Raw genomic sequence first — 20,175 nt, forward strand, 5'->3', positions numbered from 1 at the left:
TGTTTGGTTACTTTTATTTTAGCAAAAGTGTTCTTATTTTTGTACAACAAAATAATCCAGATGCCAATCAATTTGACTGGTATCTGGATTTTTCGTTTAGACTTATGTCCCAAGCTCATGATTTTTTTAGTAGTTTCTGAATTAAGCCCAATCTCCATTTCTAAATAAGGGCACTCTTGTACCGTCAGAGCGAATTCCATCAATGTCCATTTTATCCGATCCAATCATAAAATCAACATGAGTGGTGCTTCTATTCAAGCCAGCAGCTTCTAATTCATCCTGTGACATTTCTGTGCCACCTTTCAAGCTAAATGCATATGCTGAGCCTAAAGCAAGGTGGTTAGATGCATTTTCATCAAACAAGGTATTATAAAAAGTTATTCCAGATTTCGAAATCGGAGAGGGATCTGGCACTAGGGCAACTTCACCTAGGCTCTTGGCACCTTCATCAGTTTCTAATAGTTTTTTCAAAACATCTTCTCCAGACTCAGCGGTTACATCAACGACTTTACCATCTTTAAATGTGAAATGCATGCCTGTAATAGTCGTACCTGCATAACTCAATGGCTTAGTACTTGATACAACTCCGTCAATTCGATGTCTGTCTGGAGCAGTAAATACTTCTTCAGTCGGCATATTTGCCATAAATTTTTCTCCACGAGAATTAAAACTACCTGCGCCCTCCCAAAGGTGGTTTTTGGGTAAGCCAATTGTTAAGTTTGTGTCAGGACCCGTATAATGTAAGGCATCAAATTGCTCTTTATTCAATTCGTTGGCCTTTGAGTTTAATGTTTCGTCATGTTCTTCCCAAGCTTTTATTGGGTCATCGCTATAAATTCGTGTCGTTTTGAAAATCTCATTCCAAAGAGCATCAATTTGTTCCTCAGCAGATGATAAATTTGGAAAGACTTTGGCGGCCCAAGCTTCACCAGCTGCTGCAACAACCGTCCAACTTATTTTATTCGCTTGACTGGCTTGACGTAACTTAGCTAATGCTTTGCCATTAGCAGCTTGGTAAGCCGCTACTCTATTAGTATCAGTACCAGACAAAGCATCAGGGTCTTGTGAGACGACGCTAATCCGACTAGCTCCTTTTTCAACCCAAGCATTTGCTTCATCAATTTTATATTGAGGGATAGATGTCATCAGTTCATCGTCTGCGTGTAAGAAAAACTCTTTTTGGATTGTATCGTCTTGCCATTGAACACTTACATTACCTGCCCCTAATAGATAAGCCTCCTTGACAATTAATTGTGCTAATTCAACTTGTTTGACATCAATTTGTAGGACAATCATTTGTCCTTTTTGAACATTAACTCCCGTTTTCGTAATTAATTTAGCATATTTTTGTAGATTCTCTTTAAAATTTGGTAATGTCATTTGCTTATCCTCCTAAATAAATTTCAATAAACTTATGATATCATAAAGAATGAACGCTCTCAATTTTTCTCTCTGAAATATAACGAAATGTTACAGATAAGGAACTATTTATTTTATGGAACTAGTGGTCTTATTTCCGTCTAAAAATAACAAGAATTTAGAACGTACTTTTTTTATTGTACGATTCATGATACAATAAAAACATATAAAGTGAACTGTTATGGATAAGGTGTTTCTAGGGGATAACTATTAGACAAAAATTAACAGTAAGACTGATAATGGAGAAGCAAGAGAGGGGTAAAATGTAGATGGCGAGAAAAAAGACAATTACTAGAGAGCAAATTTTGAGTGCAGCGTATGATATTGTCGAAAGAGAAGGATTTTCTCGATTCACCGCTCGTAATATTGCGAGTAAGATGAAGTGTTCAACCCAACCAATTTATTTGGAGTTCAAAAACATGGAAGAGTTGAAGGTAGCGCTATTTGAAAGAATTGAAACATATTTGAGAGAGGTAGTATTTGCTCGGAATATTACTGGGGATCCATTGTTGGATATGAACTTAAACTATGTTCGCTTTGCAGCAGAAGAAAAAATTCTTTACCGGTCACTTTATTTAGAAGGACATTCTGGCGAGGATATGTTGAATCAATTTAGTCATGATTTATTTATGTCAAACATTAATAAGGATCCGGAACTGAGTCAATTAGATGATAAGATGAAAACAACCATTTTTTCAGGGACTTGGATTGTTGCAACAGGAATAGCTTCGTTGAAGTCGGGTGGCTTAATTGATCCGTCAGATGAAGAAATTAAAGTTTTGCTATATGATGTTATTGAGAGTGTAAAAAAAAGTGAAAATGCTCAAATTTTGACCAAACCAATTGAGTCAAAATAAATCTAAAAAGTCCTTCGTTACATTTTGTACCGAGGGACTTTTTTTTAGATGCTACTTGCAATAGTTTTTGCAAACTCTTCTAATTTAACGATATCTTCTTCTTCGGCAGCTAAATCAACTTTTACACAATCGGCACCTTTAGTAGCACCGGCCTTTATAAAGGCTGCTTCAAAATCATCAACTGATTTACAGAAAAATTCATAGAATGTGTCACCAGACCCCACTACGCCAAAAGTTTTTCCAGATAAATCCAATTCTTGTAGTTCTTCATAAAAATCAACAATATCATCAGGTAAATCTCCATCATCATAAGTGTAGGTTGCAACAATGCAAATATCAGCTTCTAGGAAATCTTCAGCATCAACTTGTGTGCATTCTTCTTGTTCCACTTCCAAATCTAAATTCTCCAATGCTTCTGCGACAATATCAGCAATTTCTTCTGTATTGCCAGTCAGACTAGCATACACAATTTTAGCGAGAGCCATGTCCATCATCCTTTCAATTATATACTGCTAAATTATACCAGAAATAGTCATAAAAGAAAGCATTCTTAACAAATTTGAAGACAAATTCAAATAAGGATATTTGGCGGATATGGCACAATATGATAGAATGTAGTGGGCTAACAACCGTATTTTTTTGAAGTGAATTTGCATTAACTAGAGATTTAGAAATAAGAAAGAGGAGACAAGAATGATTACACTTAAATCAGCAAGAGAAATAGAAATGATGGAGAAGTCAGGCGCTTTGCTGGCTAATGTTCATCATGCACTAAGAGAATTTATAAAACCTGGGGTTACCAGTTGGGACATAGAGGAATTCGTTCATAAATTTATTAAAGATAATGGCGGGATTGCGGCGCAAATCGGTTTTGAAGGTTATAAATATGCAACATGCTGCAGTATTAATGATGAGATTTGTCATGGCTTTCCTAGAAAAGAGAAGTTAAAAGATGGCGATTTAATTAAAGTCGATATGTGCATTGATTTGAACGGTGCCATGTCAGATTCTTGTTGGACCTATGTTGTTGGACAATCGACTCCTGAGATAGATAAATTGATGGAAGTCACTAAAAAAGCTCTTTATTTAGGAATTGATCAGGCTCAAGTAGGTAATAGGATTGGAGACATCGGTCACGCCATTCAGACCTATGTAGAAGGTGAAAATTTGAGTGTTGTTCGTGATTTTATTGGTCATGGAATTGGACCTACAATTCATGAAGCACCAGCTATTCCTCATTACGGAGAAGCTGGAAAAGGATTGCGATTAAAAGAGGGAATGGTAATTACAATCGAACCAATGGTCAATACTGGGACTTGGCGTATGAAGATGGATGATAATAACTGGACAGCTCGTACACTTGATGGTGGCTTAAGTTGCCAATATGAGCATACGTTAGCTATTACAAAAGAAGGACCTAAAATTTTAACATCGCAAGGTGATCAATAATTTTTAAATAAATAGACAAGGCTGGAACGACTGTCCCAGCCTTGTTTTGACTAAAAGAGGAGACTTATGAATGTAATAAAGAAAATTAAAAATGATAAGCTGAAAAAATTTATTCAAACGGTAATTGGCCGAGTTTCAGGTGCTGAAATTGGCAATTCTGCTGCGATAATAGCTTATTATCTATTGTTATCAATCTTTCCTCTAGTAATTGCTATTGGGAATATTTTGCCTTATATGAAAATTAATCCAGAAACAGTTTTACCTTATATTGAATCAATGTTACCTTCAACGATTTACCAAATGTTAAAGGGGACGATTCGTTCGCTATTAGAAAACTCTAATGGTGGCTTACTATCAATTTCTGCTGTAGCAACACTTTGGGCTGCTAGTAAGAGTATTAATGCGTTACAGAATTCATTAAATAAAGTGTATGGGGTTAGTAATCGGATAAATGCAGTTTTGACTCGCTTATTTAGTTTTGTCGCTATTTTTTTATTTTTAATTGCGATCATGGTACTGGCTATTTTATTTACTTTAGGTCAGTCAATTCTTGATTATGTGTTGCCTATTTTGAATTTACCAAATAGTATTGCAGGGATTTTTGGAACATTAAAGTGGCCAGTTACGATGATCTCTTTGTTTTTGGTTATGAGTATTATTTATTATTTTTTACCCAATGCTAAAGTTCGGCTCCGTTCGGTTTTACCAGGTGCAGTTTTTTCAACTTTAGGCTGGATGGGCTTGACTCAGTTTTTTGGACTGTATACTAAATATTTTTCCAAAGGTGTGACGAGTTATGGCTTGATTGGTGGATTCATTGTCTTCATGCTTTGGCTAAATTTTGCTGCGACAGTTATTATTATTGGCGGAGTTATCAATGCGGTTAATGAAGAATATTACAGTGGAAAGATTGAAATGAAGCAGCGAAGGTTATCAAAGGGGTTATCTAAGATTATTAATGTAAAAAACAGAAAATGAAAGTTTAATAATGAAGATAGGAAGAGTCCGTCAATTAAAAGAAAGACAAGTCCAATATTAGGGCCTTGTCTTTCTTTTAATTGTTGTGATTACTGTTCAGAGTTGTTATCTTTGTGTTCTTGTTTTTTTATAGTGTCTCCTGTTTTAGGAATCTTTTTTGTAGGTTTTTTGCCTCCTAAGTAACTAAGTAAATAGAGAAGTGGCTGACGATTAGGACCGACAAGACCAATTAATTCAACAAATAATTCAAGTCCAAGCATGAGTACGATAACAAGTAAAATAGCACCCCAAGTATTAGTGTAAGAGAAAACTAATCCAGTAAATGAAAAAACAATAGCGAGACCATAAATTGTTAAAACGGCTCCTCGATGAGTAAAGCCAAGTGATAAAAGTCGGTGATGTAGATGCATTTTGTCTGCTGAAGAGATAGGCTTATTATTAACATATCGTCGAATAATAGCATAGATTGTATCAGTGATCGGTACACCTAAAATAATAACAGGTGTGACTAGAGAAATCATCGTAACATTTTTTAGATTTTGTAGGGACATTACAGCTATCATAAAGCCTAGAAACAATGCTCCAGTATCTCCTAGAAAAATTTTAGCAGGTTGGAAATTATAAGGGAAAAAACCAGCGATACTAGCGATTAGTATGAAAATGGTTAATGTGATATGAAAATCTGAACTGTGAATAAAGAAATTAGCAATAATTCCCATGGTTGTTAATGCAATCATTGAGACACCAGAAGCTAATCCATCTAATCCATCAATTAGATTTATTGCATTTGTAATGGCCATAATCCAGATAATAGTAACTGGAAAGCTTAACCAACCGAGATTGATTGTGCCAAAAAAAGGAACGGTAAAGTCATCCATTTTAATATCTGCTAAGAAGTAAATGACACATGCAGCAGCAATAATTCCTATTAATTTCATCTTGGGTGATAATTCTCTAGTATCATCAATGATGCCTGTTACGATTATGATACCCGCACCAATTATTATTGGAAGGATGTAATTGATCGAAATATAGTCGCGAAAAATAAGTAGAGAAGAAATGACAAAAGATAAAAAAATGGCAAGGCCACCAATTGTTGGCATCACCTCAGTATTGACTCGTCTGGCACCAGGCTTGTCTGTGGCACCAATTTTAAAAGCTAAAATTCTAACTAATGGCGTGATGATTAGAGACAAAAAGAGTGTTAAAAAAAGTTTTATAATAATCCCTAAAACTGGATTCATAGTTTACGTCCTACTTTCATTGATATTCTTCCCCATTATACAAATTGTGTGGTAAAAACACAAATATATTCTGGCATAATTACTAAAAGCTTCTATTTTTCAATGTAGATATTAAAAATTCTATAACAGACTGGTCTTTTTTGGCAAAGTATAGTAAAATTATAAAGAATTTCCAACAGAGGTTTTTATCTGTGGTAATAGCGAAAGGATGCTATATGAGGAATGAAAAAAGTAAAATCAAAAAAATCTAGGAATAGATTGTCTAAGAAGCTTCAAGAAGATACACGCTCTAGCCGATATGCGGCTAAACCGACTAGATGGATTAGAGCTTTTAAAGTAGTCTTAATAGTTTTGTTGTTAGGAGTTCTAATTGCTGTATCATATGGTGCCAAGTTATATTTGGAAGCAGAAGATTTGATGGAACAGACTTTTAGACCACGTAAAAGTGGTGAGGACATGAACGATAAAGTTCAACCCAATAAGACACCTTTTTCCATGTTGGTTATGGGAGTTGATGATAATGATGAAAGAGAATTGGGCTCTAACCGAACGGATACTATGATTGTTGTGACAATGAATCCACAATTAGGTGAAATAAGTATGGTTAGCATTCCTCGTGATACATTTACTTATATTGAAACAGATGAATTTGATGGTTATGCAAAAATAAATTCTGCATATACTTATGATAAAGAGGATGGAGCCATTAATGCTGTTGAAAATCTTTTGTCAATTCCTATTGATTTTTATGTGACGGTCGATTTTGAAGCCTTTGAAAAAATCGTTGACGCTTTAGGCGGAGTGACTGTAGATGTTCCAGTTGCAATAAGTGAAGCTAATGCAACTGTCACAAAAATGATTGAATTGGAGCCTGGAAAGCAAGTCTTATCTGGTGAAGAGGCGTTGGCATTTGCAAGAACAAGAAAAATTGATAATGATATTAAGCGTGGTGAAAGGCAGCAAATGGTTGTTCAAGCTGTATTAAATAAAGCGATGGAAGTTGGTTCTATTACAAAATATTCTGATGTAATGGCATCATTAACGAATCATTTGTGGACTGATATGAATCCTGATACGATGAAGCAGGTAGCAAAATCTGGTTTGACTAATAAATATACGTTTGAGTCATATACCTTTTCATGGATGAGTTTTACTTATTCATATACCGGGGAGAGCATGGTAGGTCTACATGAAGATAGTCTTGAGTATATTCAACACAAACTAAAAGTCTCGTTAGGACAAGAGGCAAAGGATGAAAGAGATACATCAGATTATGAATTTGAAACAAATGGAGTTGTCAGTGAGAAAACATATCCTCCTTATGGTGATGGTGCGGTTAATGATTAGATAGGCGGTACAGTTAGAGTTGATTGTAGAATTATTATGTTTATGTAGCTTTGCCTAATTTGGCGGGGCTACATTTTTTTGTTTAATAAGTGATACAAATATGATAGTTAAAAGAGGCGAAAAATGCCATTAGATTACTTCTATTTAAAAAAACTTATTATGGGGTATTATTGAATTTTTGAGATACGTTGGATCATTAATTTATTTTAATGTACAATTAATAGGATATTTTTGTTATACTAGTCATTGTAACAGAAGATAATGGAGGAGTATTCAATGAAAAGTAGTAATAAACGATGGTATACGATATTAAGCGTGGGGATTTTAATAACTAATCTTTTGGGAAGCCCTGTGTTGGCAGTAACAGAAACCAAATCTATAGGTACTGAAAGCACAGAACAGAGTAGCTTTTATCAAAATTCTGAAACCGAGGAAACGGAAGTAAGTAGTGAAGTAATAAGTTCTTCTGCAAATGAAATTGAGACACAGTCTGATAGTACAGAAGAGAGTGTTAATGAAAATAAAGATGAGTTATTGCAAAGGAAAAAAGTATTAGATTCGTTTGCATCTAACCCTTTTTTTCCGGCCGAACCAACAGAACAAGATATTAAAGATGCTGGAATTCTACCAGGTGAAATTCCAATGGCTGAGCAACAGACTATCTTTGAAAATAGAGCGACGAGTTATAGTTATTCCCCTTATTTAAGTGGAAATAACAGTCAAATAATTAAATTCCCGCATGCTAAGATAGTTACAAACTATAAACCACAGTTTCCACGGTTTGGATATTCTGATGGAATAGGAAAACCTCGAGGGATTGTTATTCATGAAACTGCTAACCCTAAATCAACAATTTGGTCAGAAATTGAATACATGACCAAAAACTATAATAGTGCTTTTGTTCAGGCGTTTGCAGATGCAAATAACATAATTGAGATTCATCCATCAGATTATGCAGCTTGGGGAAGTGGTCCTAATGCCAACCCTTACTTTGTTCAAATAGAATTAGTGGAACACGGTAATAAGACAGACTTTTTTAAATCAGTGAACAATCAAGCGTACTATGCTGCTCATATTTTAAAACGATATAATTTAATTCCGAGTCGTGCTTCAGGAACTAAAGGAAATCCTAAAGGATCAGTATGGGGGCATTTTGAAGTTTCAAGTTTACTAGGAGGAACGAATCATAGCGATCCAGTTGGGTATTTTGGTAAATATGGTTACACTTTTAATGAGTTTTATGAGTTGGTTCAGTATCATTATAATAAATTAAGCTATACTATTATTACTAAAGAAAATAATATTAACCAACGAGGAAAAATTGTTCAGACAGAAGATGTTTTTTCTAAGCCTAAGACAACTATTGAAGCCATAAAAGTTGGTTCGACAACTAATTATCTTAATAAATATGTTTCAATAACAAAAGAGGCAATAACAAGTGATGGTAAGAAATTCTATTATAGTAAAGAACTTGGTGGATGGTTGTCATCGCAAACAGTTGAGTTATTTGATAGTATTGAATATACTAAGAATGTTAAAATCTCAGCCAGTATATTAGCTGCTGAAATTGCAGGTCATCATGGTATATTTAATGGAATATATAAAACTGCAGATAATATTCAAATGATTGGGTCTGCTAAAGACTATGCGAATAATTTAATAACGATCATCAAAGAAGCTAAAACTGTAAGAGCAACTTGGTATTACTTTACAGTTGATGGTAAAGAAATAGGATGGATTGATAGTCGTGCAGTTACAACTTATGATTCAATACTCTCGCAAAAAGAAGTCGAGATAGTTGGTAAATTATTGCCAAGTGCGATGATCAATACTCATGATGTATATAGTGAAGTCTATAAAACAGGACCTAACTCTAAATTTTTAGGAAAAGCTAATGTTTATGGCGGGAAAATTGTAAAAATTATTAAGGAAGCTACAACTCAACGAGCAAAATGGTATCAAATATCCATTGATGACAAGGTAATAGGATGGATAGACAGCCGGGCCTTTGAAGTGTATGATCCAATTCTTACTCAAAAAACAGTCAATATAACTGGTAAATTATTGCCAGTGAATCAAATTAAAACTCATGACGTGTACAGTGAGATTTATAAAACAAGCCCTAATTCTAAATTTTTAGGAAAAGCTGGAGTTTATGGGGGGGAAATTGTAAAAATCATTAAAGAGGCGACGACGCAACGGACGAAATGGTATCAAATAGCTATAGATGGTAAGACAATCGGATGGATAGATAGTCGAGCTTTCGAAGTATATGATCCAATTCTTACTCAAAAGACAGTTGATATAGCAGGGAAGTTGTTACCAGCGAATCAAATAAAAACTCATGATGTATATAGTGAGATTTATAAAACAAGTCCAAATTCTAAGTTCTTAGGAAAAGCGGGAGTTTATGGCGGAAAAATTGTAAGAATTATAAAAGAGGCGACGACACAACGAACAAAATGGTATCAAATTGCTGTTGGTGGAAAGACTGTTGGATGGATAGATAGTCGAGCTTTTGAAGTGTATGATCCGATTCTTACTCAAAAAACAGTGGATATAGCAGGGAAATTGTTACCAGCAAATCAGATAAAGTCTCATGATGTATATAGTGAAATCTATAAAACAAGTCCAAATTCCAAATTTTTAGGAAAAGCGGGAGTTTATGGAGGTAAAATCGTAAAAATCATTAAAGAGGCGACAACGCAACGGACAAAATGGTATCAAATTGCTGTTGGTGGAAAGACTATTGGATGGATAGATAGTCGAGCATTTGAAGCATATGATCCTATTCTCTCTCAAAAAGAAGTTAATTTGACTGCAAAAATACTACCAGCAAATCAGATTACGGGACATGATGTGTACAGTGAAATTTATAAGACAAGTCCGAATTCCCAATTTTTAGGAAAAGCAGGAGTCTACGGTGGTAAAACTATTAACATTATTAAAGAAGCTACAACATTTAGAGCAAAGTGGTATCAGTTTTCGATTGATGGAAAACTGATTGGTTGGCTAGATAGTCGAGCATTTTCTATTGATAAATCAAAATTTGTTTCTGATATTGTTCCTTATGTAAAAAAGAATACGCAAGGACGGGATTTGTTTCCATCAGTAATGATGGCGCAAGCAATTTTAGAATCAGGTTATGGACAAAGTAAATTGGCTCTGTGGCCTAATAATAATCTTTTTGGAATAAAAGGAAACTATAATGGTTCAAGTGTTAAAATTGAGACTAAAGAATATGATAAAATAAATAATAAATGGCTAACAGTGGTTACTGATTTTAAAAAGTATCCGACTATAAATGAATCGTTTGCTGATAATGCTAATAAACTTCTAAATGGAACCTCTTGGGATAAGAATTACTATAAAGGCGCGTGGCGTTCGGTTGCCAAGACATATAAAAATGCGACTAAAGCTTTAGCAGGCAAGTATGCAACAGATCCAAATTATGATACGAAATTAAATAATGTTATTTCTGAATGGCAATTAGCGCAGTATGATTAATATAATTATTTTGAGATGAGGTGAAGAGGCAAAGTCTTTGACTTTTTATTAAATTGGACAGGATGAATTAAAATTTTATGTGGACCTAAATGAAAAAGGTATTGAATCTGAACCTCATTGGTCGTACCAAATAAAAAACATCTCCGTTGAATTCATTTTACATGAATTCAACGGAGGTGTCTTTTTTGATTTGAAAATTCTAACTTAAAGAGTTATTTCCTTTCAAAAAAAGATAATACTCGATCGAAATTTTTAGCAGACTGTTCGAAAGTCCAATTTGCAATGATTTTTTTTGATTTGTCACCGAATACTTGAAATAGATTTTTTGTTGTGATGGTAGTTATTTTTTCAGCCAAATCTTTTGCATCATCGGCCTCAAAGATGAATCCATTTTGATTCTCCAGTATTAGATCTAAACTAGCGCCGCATTCGCTACTTGCAAGAATAGGTAAACCGGCAGCCATAGCTTCGTTTATCACTAGACCCCAAGGTTCATCATGGGAAGCTAAGACAAATATATCCCCAACATAATACATCTGGAACAAAAGATTTTGGTCAGAAATAAAACCGGTAATAGTTAGCTGTATGTTTTCTTCAATCGCTTTTTCTTGTAGTTTTTTTTCTTCCTCCAAAGAACCACCACCCAAAATTAATAAGTGGAAATCAGAATCTGGTAACTCTTTCATTGCAGAAATGATCCCGATAATATTCTTTCTTTCCAAAAGACGCCCGCTGTATAAGAGAACTACAGCCTCCTCACTAATATGGAATTTTTCTCGGTACAACTGGCGGATTGTCTGTTTATCATTTTCATATTTTTGAATGGAAGAAATATCAGATGTCAATATCTGTGGAATAATTGGTTGCTGATAATTATAGTTTTCCTTGAAAAATTGTTGGGCGACCTTTCCATTACCAAAAATAGCTGATGAATTGTTAATGACTATTTTTTTCAAAAAGTTCTTAAAAAAATTACCAGTTTGCATTATTTTTTTTGGAGAAATACCATCAAATATAATGACAGAAGGTTTTTTGTAGAGTTTACACAAAATAGACAAAACGATATAGCTTAGTGAACTGTATCCGCCAATAAAGATAACATCATGTGATTTGACGAGAGTCGTTAATCCTTTATTTAAGGTCCCTATTTTTTTGGTATCAAAAGTGACATCAAGTTTAGTTTCAGTATAACTCTCGTTAGTAGTATCAATTGACCACTTACGATCCACCATTTTTTTACTAATGTAATAGACATCTAAGGATGCAACTTTGGCAAATAATTCAAATTGTTTGGTACGATAGGGAGCGGCAGCGTATGTGACGAATGCAACTTTCATAAAATCTATATCCTTTCACTTATCCTTTATTTTCAAAATTAGTATACCATATAGGTAAGAAATATAAAATTTTAATTAAATCTTGAGATAAACATGTTGTTTCATATGGATTATGTTTATTATAAGAATGATATTAAGGTATGATTGGGTGTGTTATAATAATGTATCAAATAATTAAGATAGAAAGTTGTAGAGTGATAATTCGTGAAAAAAATATTTATTAATTCTTATGGAAAAGGAAATATGTACGCATTAAGAGATTACTATGAAGCTAACTATTCAAATGAATATGATATTATTTTTAAAGATAGTAAAATAATTAATAAGTCTCCAATAAAAAAATTTTTTAGTAGACTTCTAGACTATAGTAGAAAATATGATATGGTTATTTCGGATTATCCATTTCGTTTATTTTCAAAGGGGAAGAAGAGTCTGTTTATTAACCATGGCTACGGAACAAAACGAACACCTGGAAAAGAGGATTTACTAAACCAAAAAACAATGAAAGTAGCTGATTCGGTAAGGAAAAATGTTGACTATATTATTACTATGAGTCCTCGAGATGAAGCTTATTTTTATCGATATGAAAGCTCTACAGTATCAAGATACCCAGAGTATCTACCTTTAGGTTTGCCAAGAATAGATATTATGTTTGATGAAAAAGAAAAACATAAAGTAAGTTGCAAAATTAGAGAGACATATGGCTTAGAAGGTAAAAAAATTCTTCTATATTGTCCAACATGGCGTAATTATGAATTGGCAACATATACAGAGTCTATTTACAAAGAGCTTCAAGAATTGAATGAGTACTTAAAACTAAATAATTGGGTAATGATTTACCGTCCTCATTATTTGAAGGGAATCATCGATAGTTCAAAGTTGATTGGTCTATCCAACATAATTGAAATAACTTCAGAGGAAGCGCCAGACGCTCAAGAGTTTTTGATGACCGCCGATGTATTGATGACAGACTACAGCTCGATTTATTTAGATTATTTAGTTATGAATCGTCCTATAATTTTTTATAATTTTGATATTGAGCAATATCAAGATGAGCGAGGACTGGAAATAAATTTTGAGAACAATGTGGAAACACCAGGCCCTAAAATAAAATCTATTGGTGAAGTTGTGGAGGTATTGGAGAGAATAAAAGAAGGTCAAGATGATTATATCGAAAATCGGAACAAAGCAAGAAATCTATTTTATCAATATCTTGATGGAAATAGCTGTAAGAGAGTTTGGCAATTGATAGATAAATTGTTAGAATAAATAGGTGATAAAGTGGATAAAAATGTTAAAAGTGGTTTTAGAGTAATACTGTTAGAAATGATGGGGGTTTTAATTGGCGTGTTGAATGGCTTTTTATTGCCAAAAGCCCTAGATGTTGACGCATACGCGATCGTAAAAACATTTGGTTTATACATTGGTTATGCTGGAATGCTTCATTTCGGTTTTTCAGACGGCCTATATATTATTCTTGGAGGTCAGAGGTTAAATAAATTAGATATAAATAAAATCAAAGGCTATTTCAATACAATGCTGAAGATTGTTGCAGTAGTAATTGTAGCAATTGCTTTAGGGAATTTTTTTGTCATAAAAGATGATATTATCTATTTATTTTTACTTTACTCAATAGAGTATCAAATTTTTTTGTTTGTCAGCTTACTTTTTAGAGCAACGGGGAGTTTTAATCAATATTCATCATTAAAAAATATTTGGAATTTGATGACTTTGTTGTCAGTTTTATTGGTTGTGTTTGTTTATCCCAATCCATACTTTTATATATGGGGGCAAATAATTACTCAGCTAGTGTTAATGTTGTATAGTTTATATACTTTTAGACGCTATTTTGGAAAAGCCGTTCCAATAGAATTAACTGAAATTAAGACGATTTTTAGCTTAGGATTATCTGTTTTGCTAGCTAATGTCATTTCAAATTTGATTATTAGTCTAGATAGATGGTTTGTTAAATTAAATTTTTCTTCAAAAGAGTTTGCGTTTTATTCATTTGGTGCTTCAATGCTATCACTATTTTTGGCCTTAATAGGATCAATTGGAAATGTTCTTTATCCGTTTTTAGCATCGAATTCTGCGGGTAAGCAAAACAAATCTACTAATATTCTAATTAAAGATATTATTTTAATTGTTGGATTTTGTAGTATCGGGTGTTTGTATATTTTGAATCTGATAGTGGATGTTTTTTTACCGGAATATGTATATTCATTAAGGGTACTAAGTATCTTAATTTATGCTATTCCTTTTATAGGAACTACGAACGTTCTGTTTGCTAACTTATTCAAAGTAAACCGGAGAACGGTTCAGTTTTCGATAATATCAGTTATCATGGTAGCTGTTGCATTAGTTGTTGATTATTTAATTGTGCGGATATTTAATCGGTTTGATTTTGTCGCATTTGGTACTTTAATAACTTACATTTTGTGGTTTCTACTGTGTTCTTTAGATAAAAAAATTAAATTATTCCAATGGAAAGATTATTTTGTTTTTGGATCGTTGTTAGCAGTAATTGCTGCGTTAAGTTATTTAGGAATTGAAGGGATATTGGCATTTTTTATTTATATGGTGTTAATCATGTTACTGTGTTGGTGGCAGTATAAACAGAGTATTTTGCGTGGATATGAGTTGATTCTTAAGCGTAGAAAGTAAAAAGTTAATAGAGGAAAGTGAGTAAGTAAAATAATGAAATATGAAATTGAGAAAAAAGATATCATACAGATATTTGCGATAACTTTTTTGGGTTTTATCTCAACTTGGACAGTTAAGTTTCCTGGTTCAGAATTTTCAGCAGCTAATGCCATAGCTGTGTATTGGATAGAGGTTGTATTATTGGGATTTTCTTTTTATGTTGTAGGCTATCAGTTATTGTTAAAAAGAAAACTGAAAGAGTGTAGTCAATTATCTAAATTTCTTTTTTGGACGATGATGTTTTTTTTGATTTATTGGGTATTAACTACAGTAATGCGGATATTGACCCATAGTTTATTACCTGCTTCCTTTCTATTACCTAGGGTGGTAATAGAGGCAGCTTTGCTTTTTCTCTGCTTAGAGTATTTTGAGGTAAAGCCTCTGACAGTTCTTATTGGACTTATAACAATGTTTAGTTTTTTTGTTTTATGGGATTATTGGATACTATTTTTAGGAGATGGGGTAATCAGAGGCACTTCACCAGTTATGGGAAATAGTTATGCTTTTGCAATTTTTTATGGCATGATATATCCATTGGGGGCCAGTCTTTACTCACATTCAACTAAAATTATTAAAAGGATTCTGTTGATAGTATATATTGTTAGTTTGCCAATTATTATTTTGACTGGTTCTAGAACAGGATTATTGCTGGGCGTATTTTTAGCGATATTAGCATTTATTATTGAAAAGCAACCTGTGAAAAAAATAATACAACGAGTGTTAGCTATGGGCTTGTTAGCATTGGGGGTAATTGGATTAATTTTGATGGTAGGAAATGCAGAGTCTAAGAATCAGACTGTCAGGACGATGTCAGTTCCGATTCGTCTAATTCAAAAAGTGGTGCCGCAAGATTTATCAGATAAAATAACGGAACTGACCACTTTTAAAGTAATTGAAATTGATAAGACGACTGGTGAAGAAGTAACGGAAGAAAAAAATATGGATAAAGAATCAAACATTAGCACTTATCAAAGAAATGATGTTAATCAAAGAGCTTACCAATCCATATTTAAAAATATTCGCAATTTCTTATTTGGAACAGGAAATTCACTTATCAAAGTATATAGTGGACGACTTGAAAAACCGCATAATTATTTTTCACAATATATGATGGCTTTTGGGGGGATTGGATTTATTCTTAGTTCAATGATTTACTTTTCTCCAATTGTGTTGTCTTGGTTTAAACACGAAAAGCAGGTATTTTTTAGAATTTTGGTGTTGGCCTACAGTTCTCTTTGTATAAACGGAGTCATGCAACCAGCATTAGGCAATTACATTTTAATTTTTATGATGATGATGCTGTCTTATAGTTTGCTAAATACTGATTTTTTTAATAGTAATTATAAAACCTTACGATAAATGTTCTTTGGGCGTAAGAGAAAGGATTGTATATGAAGAAGATAATTGTTAATCCTTTTACAATATTTTTTATTACAATTGCTGCAGTAGTATGTGTTTATTTTCTAGCGTGGTCAAAGCTGTTCTTGAACCTCACTGATGGAACTTTGGTTTTCTTAGGAATAATCATGGCACTGTCATTAGCTTTTTCAAAAGTCTATAATATTGTATTTCCTGTAGGAACCTTTACAAAAAGAAACACTGATACTTCAATTAGTTTATTTGTGATTATTGGATTGATGGCCATTATTGCTGATTTAGCATACGAAATGGTAATCCCTATTTTGGAGGTATTAGTTTTCAAAAGCGGCTATCGTTATACTGACTTTGTTGGAATTCCTACAGTTCATGTATTTGTAGTAACTTTTAGTTCCTTTCTTGGTATTTGGCTTTGGGATGAATTTTTAAAGCAAAAGAAATGGAATTATTTGTTATTGGGGTTGCTATTTGCATCATATCCGCTAATTCTTTTTAATCGTGGTGGATTCATTATGAATCTTTCATCCATGTTCTTTGTGTATTTTTTAAGAAGAAAAAGTACAAAAGTAACCATTTTTCATTTGATGAGTTTACTAGTATTTATGGTTGCGGGCTTATATGTTTTTGGGATAGCTGGAAACTATCGCTCCGGAGATGCAGATGATAAGTACAACCAAAGTGGTGAGTTCATTATCAACGCTGGCCGAGCCACAGATGAATTTAAGGAATCGCTTATTCCTCCTGAATTTTTTTGGGGTTATTTATATACAGCAACACCAATTGGCAATTTGGATCATATGATAAAGGAAATGGAGCCAACAGAAGATTTTCTAGCATTCACAGTTAGTAGTATTTTACCAGATTTCGCAGCTAAACGAATACAAGAGTCACGTAATATTTCTATTCCAAAAGATAAATTAGTTATTGAGACATTTAATGTTTCTACAATGTTTGCACCCGCATATAAGACGCTGGGATTTCCGGGCATGTATCTATTATTTATATTTTATAGTATTACCATATTTGGTTATAGTATTTTGATGAAAAGATTAGATACAACAAAAGTTGTAGGAATATCAATACTATTCACCATTACGATATTTAATTTATTTACTAATATGCTAACTTTTTCTGGATTAAGTTTTCAACTAGTTTATCCACTAGTAATAGCATGGTACAAGAAGATGAGAGGATGAAAATGATATGAGTCTATACATTGAGATGAAGAATTTTTTTGCATTCTTAACTAGGAGGAAATGGGTAATTCTGGCTATGATGTTAATAGTTGGAGTAGCCATGATGTTTGCGACGCCTACTAAAAAGACAGTAGCACCTGTTGTAAATGAACCACCGAAAGAATATGGAACAGATATCCAAATGATTATTGAAGACAAGTCTACAAGTGAGACCATTATTAATTTGGCCATTTTAAAGTATTCTTTAATTTCAGATGAAGTTATTGAGTTACTAAAAAAAGAAGATATTGAAATTACAAAAGAACAACTTGAAAAAAATATTGATTTATTCATTCGCAATGGAATAGGAGACGCATTATTCCTCAGAATTCATGGTATGGATAAAGCAATGATTGAAAAGCTGGTTAATTTTTATTACGATGCGATTGTTAATGACAAAATACCTTACTATAGTACTAAGAATGTTTATATTATTACTAAACCAAATATGGATTTAACTCAATTGAAGTATTTTAGTGATTTGTATACTACAACTAGTCAGTCAATTAAACCACCAGCTGTAGCAAAAGAGACAGAGAATGAAAGCAAGCTTAACAGTAGAAATGGGATTATTGGAGCGTTAATTGGATTGTTTATTGGAACTTTATTGGGTATTTATCTTGATAGTAGAAATAAAAAAATTCTAACTAAAAATTATTTGATACCGCTAATAGATAATGAGAAAGAGGTAATTAACAATGTTGCTACTAGTCCAGAAATCGTAGCTACTCAACTTTACTTTGATATAATTAATAATAACTCAAAAAATATATTAGTAGTGTCTCAATTTGATACAGCTATTATTGATTTGGTACATGAAAAGTTAGGTGAATATAAAGCTAAAATTATTTTGACATCAGATTTACAAAAACAAAATATCACCACCTTGGATGCATGCTATATTATTGTTTCAGCGAACCAAACTGAAAAAGCTTGGTTTACAGAGCAGTACCAAATAATTCATTCTGTTATACCTAGCTTAAAGATTGTATTTTCTAAATAAAAGATAGATAGTGAAAGGGAAATAATGATGATAACGATGGTTGTTGTGATATACAATACCAAAATTAGCGACTCTAAAACTTGGCAATCCATGATAATCAATAAGGAGAAATTATCTCTTACTGGTGTTTCTGAAATTCTTATTTACGACAATAGTTATGAAAAACAATCCTCATTATCAGAGATAGGTGACATTCCGATTACTTATGTTCATGACCGGCGTAATTTAGGAATTCAGGTGGCTTATACAAAAGCATTTGAAATGGCTCAAAAGAATAATTCTAGTTGGATAGGTCTTTTTGATCAAGACACTGAAATAGACGAGAGTTATTTTGATGAGCTGATCACTCTTGGTTCAAGCGTTTTAAAGGAAAATAAAAGCTGCGCTGCTTTGTATCCACAAATTTATCAAGATGCAAGGCTATTGTCTCCTATTTTAAGGGAAGATGTTCTGAAAATTGGTTTCACACATAAATTTAAGCATGGGATAAATTCAGCTTCGATTATTTCAACCATGTTTTTAAAAGAATTAAATGGATTTAGTCAGGATTTTCCACTAGATTATCTAGATCATTGGTTAAATTACGAGGTGATTAAACGAAAAAAACAAGTATATGTTATGTCAGCGCAATTAGAGCATTCCTTGTCTGTTGGAGATATAAAATCTGTCAGTCCAGTAAGATTAAAAAGTATTTTATTATCAGAAAAGAAATTTCAAAAAATGTATAAGCCTATGTCATTGGTAAGATACTACATCAAATATATCTTAAGAGTAATTAAATATTTAGTTGTTGATCCTAAGAAAGTTCCTGTTGCCATAAAAGTTTTATTTACAAGACTTTAATCTCGTTGGAAAAACTGATATAATATAAAGTACTGGTAAAATAAGATTGTTGACCGAATATATTATGTTAGAAATGGGTAGTGAAAATGATAGAATCAAAAGTATTATTAAGTATTGTCACTTACAATAGTAAATATATTTTTAATGTGTTGGACAATTTGAAAACTGAATTCTCTAATTCTAGTATTCTATCTATTATCATTTTTGATAATAATTCGGAGGAAGAGTATAAGCAGAAGTTAAAATCTTATCAAGATTTTGTAGATATTCACTTCCATGATACAAATGAGGGGTTTGGTTTTGGTCATAACTATAACTTGTTAAATGCAACACAGAAGTATTTTTTAGTGTTTAATCCAGATGTAATCATAAAAAAAGAAACAGTGGAAGAATTAATAATAAAAATTAATAGTTCAGAGTCCTTAGGAATGGCAGTTCCTAAAGTACTCAATCCAGACGGAAGCACACAACATTTGGTTAGAGAAAAAGTGTCAGTATTGGATTATGGTTTACGGTTTGTTCCTTTTCAGTGGATCAAAAGATTGTTCGACAAGAGATTGGCAACATATGAATGTAGAGATTTATCAAATATTGATGACGCATTTATTCGTATTGGTTCAGGATGTTGCATGTTAATAAAAAATCAGGCATTCAAAAGTGTGAATGGTTTTGATTCTCGCTATTTTATGTATTTTGAAGATTATGATTTTTGTTTAGAGTTAGAAAAAAATGATTATAAGATTATCTATGCTCCTCAATGCACAATAACACATTTTTATGCGAAAGAAGCTCACAAAAATTTTAAGTTATTCAAAATATTTATGTTTTCAATGGTTAAGTTTTTTAATAAATGGGGTTGGAGATTTTTCTGAGGTG

Annotated in this window: 16 protein-coding genes; 12 read left to right on the forward strand and 4 right to left on the reverse strand. The window is 32.7% G+C overall.

Going from position 1 to position 20,175, the window contains the following annotated elements; all coding sequences use genetic code 11:
- Window positions 1–141: 141 nt before the first annotated feature.
- Window positions 142–1,380 (reverse strand): aminopeptidase, encoded by a 1,239-nt coding sequence (locus AC5KOD_RS07335; RefSeq protein WP_496913893.1) that lies wholly within the window; start codon window positions 1,378–1,380, stop codon window positions 142–144.
- Window positions 1,381–1,688: 308 nt separating this feature from the next.
- Between AC5KOD_RS07335 and AC5KOD_RS07340 the strand changes: the two genes are divergently transcribed.
- The gene (locus AC5KOD_RS07340) at window positions 1,689–2,276 is read left to right on the forward strand and encodes a TetR/AcrR family transcriptional regulator (RefSeq protein WP_496913894.1); all 588 of its coding nucleotides are present in this window, start codon (window positions 1,689–1,691) and stop codon (window positions 2,274–2,276) included.
- Window positions 2,277–2,320: 44 nt separating this feature from the next.
- On the opposite strand, the gene AC5KOD_RS07345 is transcribed toward AC5KOD_RS07340, so the two are convergent.
- Window positions 2,321–2,761, reverse strand: a complete 441-nt coding sequence (locus AC5KOD_RS07345; RefSeq protein WP_496913895.1) for a flavodoxin — start codon at window positions 2,759–2,761, stop codon at window positions 2,321–2,323.
- Window positions 2,762–2,969: 208 nt separating this feature from the next.
- On the opposite strand from AC5KOD_RS07345, the gene map reads away from it, so the two are divergent.
- Window positions 2,970–3,725, forward strand: coding sequence for a type I methionyl aminopeptidase (gene map / locus AC5KOD_RS07350; protein ID WP_496913896.1), 756 nt, complete (start codon window positions 2,970–2,972; stop codon window positions 3,723–3,725).
- Between the two features lie 66 nt (window positions 3,726–3,791).
- Entirely contained in the window at window positions 3,792–4,703 is a 912-nt protein-coding gene (locus AC5KOD_RS07355; RefSeq protein WP_496913897.1) for a YihY/virulence factor BrkB family protein, read from the forward strand.
- 89 nt (window positions 4,704–4,792) lie between these two features.
- Here AC5KOD_RS07355 and AC5KOD_RS07360 read toward each other — a convergent pair whose 3' ends face one another.
- Window positions 4,793–5,947 carry a glycosyltransferase family 4 protein gene (locus AC5KOD_RS07360; RefSeq protein ID WP_496913898.1) on the reverse strand — a complete coding sequence of 385 codons (1,155 nt, stop codon included), beginning with the start codon at window positions 5,945–5,947 and terminating at the stop codon, window positions 4,793–4,795.
- A gap of 222 nt (window positions 5,948–6,169) precedes the next feature.
- On the opposite strand from AC5KOD_RS07360, the gene AC5KOD_RS07365 reads away from it, so the two are divergent.
- Window positions 6,170–7,294 (forward strand): LCP family protein, encoded by a 1,125-nt coding sequence (locus AC5KOD_RS07365; protein WP_496913899.1) that lies wholly within the window; start codon window positions 6,170–6,172, stop codon window positions 7,292–7,294.
- 276 nt (window positions 7,295–7,570) lie between these two features.
- The gene (locus AC5KOD_RS07370; RefSeq protein WP_496913900.1) at window positions 7,571–10,801 is read left to right on the forward strand and encodes a GW domain-containing glycosaminoglycan-binding protein; all 3,231 of its coding nucleotides are present in this window, start codon (window positions 7,571–7,573) and stop codon (window positions 10,799–10,801) included.
- A 212-nt stretch (window positions 10,802–11,013) separates the two neighbouring features.
- Here AC5KOD_RS07370 and AC5KOD_RS07375 read toward each other — a convergent pair whose 3' ends face one another.
- Window positions 11,014–12,138, reverse strand: a complete 1,125-nt coding sequence (locus AC5KOD_RS07375; protein WP_496913901.1) for a glycosyltransferase family 4 protein — start codon at window positions 12,136–12,138, stop codon at window positions 11,014–11,016.
- Between the two features lie 204 nt (window positions 12,139–12,342).
- Between AC5KOD_RS07375 and AC5KOD_RS07380 the strand changes: the two genes are divergently transcribed.
- From AC5KOD_RS07380 to AC5KOD_RS07410, 7 genes are all read left to right on the forward strand, one after another.
- On the forward strand, window positions 12,343–13,407 hold the full coding sequence (locus tag AC5KOD_RS07380) for a CDP-glycerol glycerophosphotransferase family protein (protein WP_496913902.1): 1,065 nt from the start codon (window positions 12,343–12,345) through the stop codon (window positions 13,405–13,407).
- A 12-nt stretch (window positions 13,408–13,419) separates the two neighbouring features.
- The gene (locus AC5KOD_RS07385) at window positions 13,420–14,802 is read left to right on the forward strand and encodes an oligosaccharide flippase family protein (protein ID WP_496913903.1); all 1,383 of its coding nucleotides are present in this window, start codon (window positions 13,420–13,422) and stop codon (window positions 14,800–14,802) included.
- Window positions 14,803–14,835: 33 nt separating this feature from the next.
- Complete coding sequence (locus AC5KOD_RS07390; RefSeq protein ID WP_496913904.1) at window positions 14,836–16,200, forward strand: O-antigen ligase family protein; 1,365 nt, start codon at window positions 14,836–14,838, stop codon at window positions 16,198–16,200.
- 167 nt (window positions 16,201–16,367) lie between these two features.
- Window positions 16,368–17,414: an oligosaccharide repeat unit polymerase gene (locus AC5KOD_RS07395; RefSeq protein ID WP_496913905.1), complete on the forward strand. Its 1,047-nt coding sequence runs from the start codon at window positions 16,368–16,370 to the stop codon at window positions 17,412–17,414.
- Window positions 17,415–17,421: 7 nt separating this feature from the next.
- Complete coding sequence (locus tag AC5KOD_RS07400) at window positions 17,422–18,456, forward strand: YveK family protein (RefSeq protein WP_496913906.1); 1,035 nt, start codon at window positions 17,422–17,424, stop codon at window positions 18,454–18,456.
- A 36-nt stretch (window positions 18,457–18,492) separates the two neighbouring features.
- The gene (locus AC5KOD_RS07405; protein ID WP_496913907.1) at window positions 18,493–19,299 is read left to right on the forward strand and encodes a glycosyltransferase; all 807 of its coding nucleotides are present in this window, start codon (window positions 18,493–18,495) and stop codon (window positions 19,297–19,299) included.
- Window positions 19,300–19,388: 89 nt separating this feature from the next.
- Window positions 19,389–20,171, forward strand: coding sequence for a glycosyltransferase (locus AC5KOD_RS07410; RefSeq protein WP_496913922.1), 783 nt, complete (start codon window positions 19,389–19,391; stop codon window positions 20,169–20,171).
- Window positions 20,172–20,175 lie beyond the last annotated feature (4 nt).

Source organism: Vagococcus sp. WN80Y, assembly GCF_059621045.1.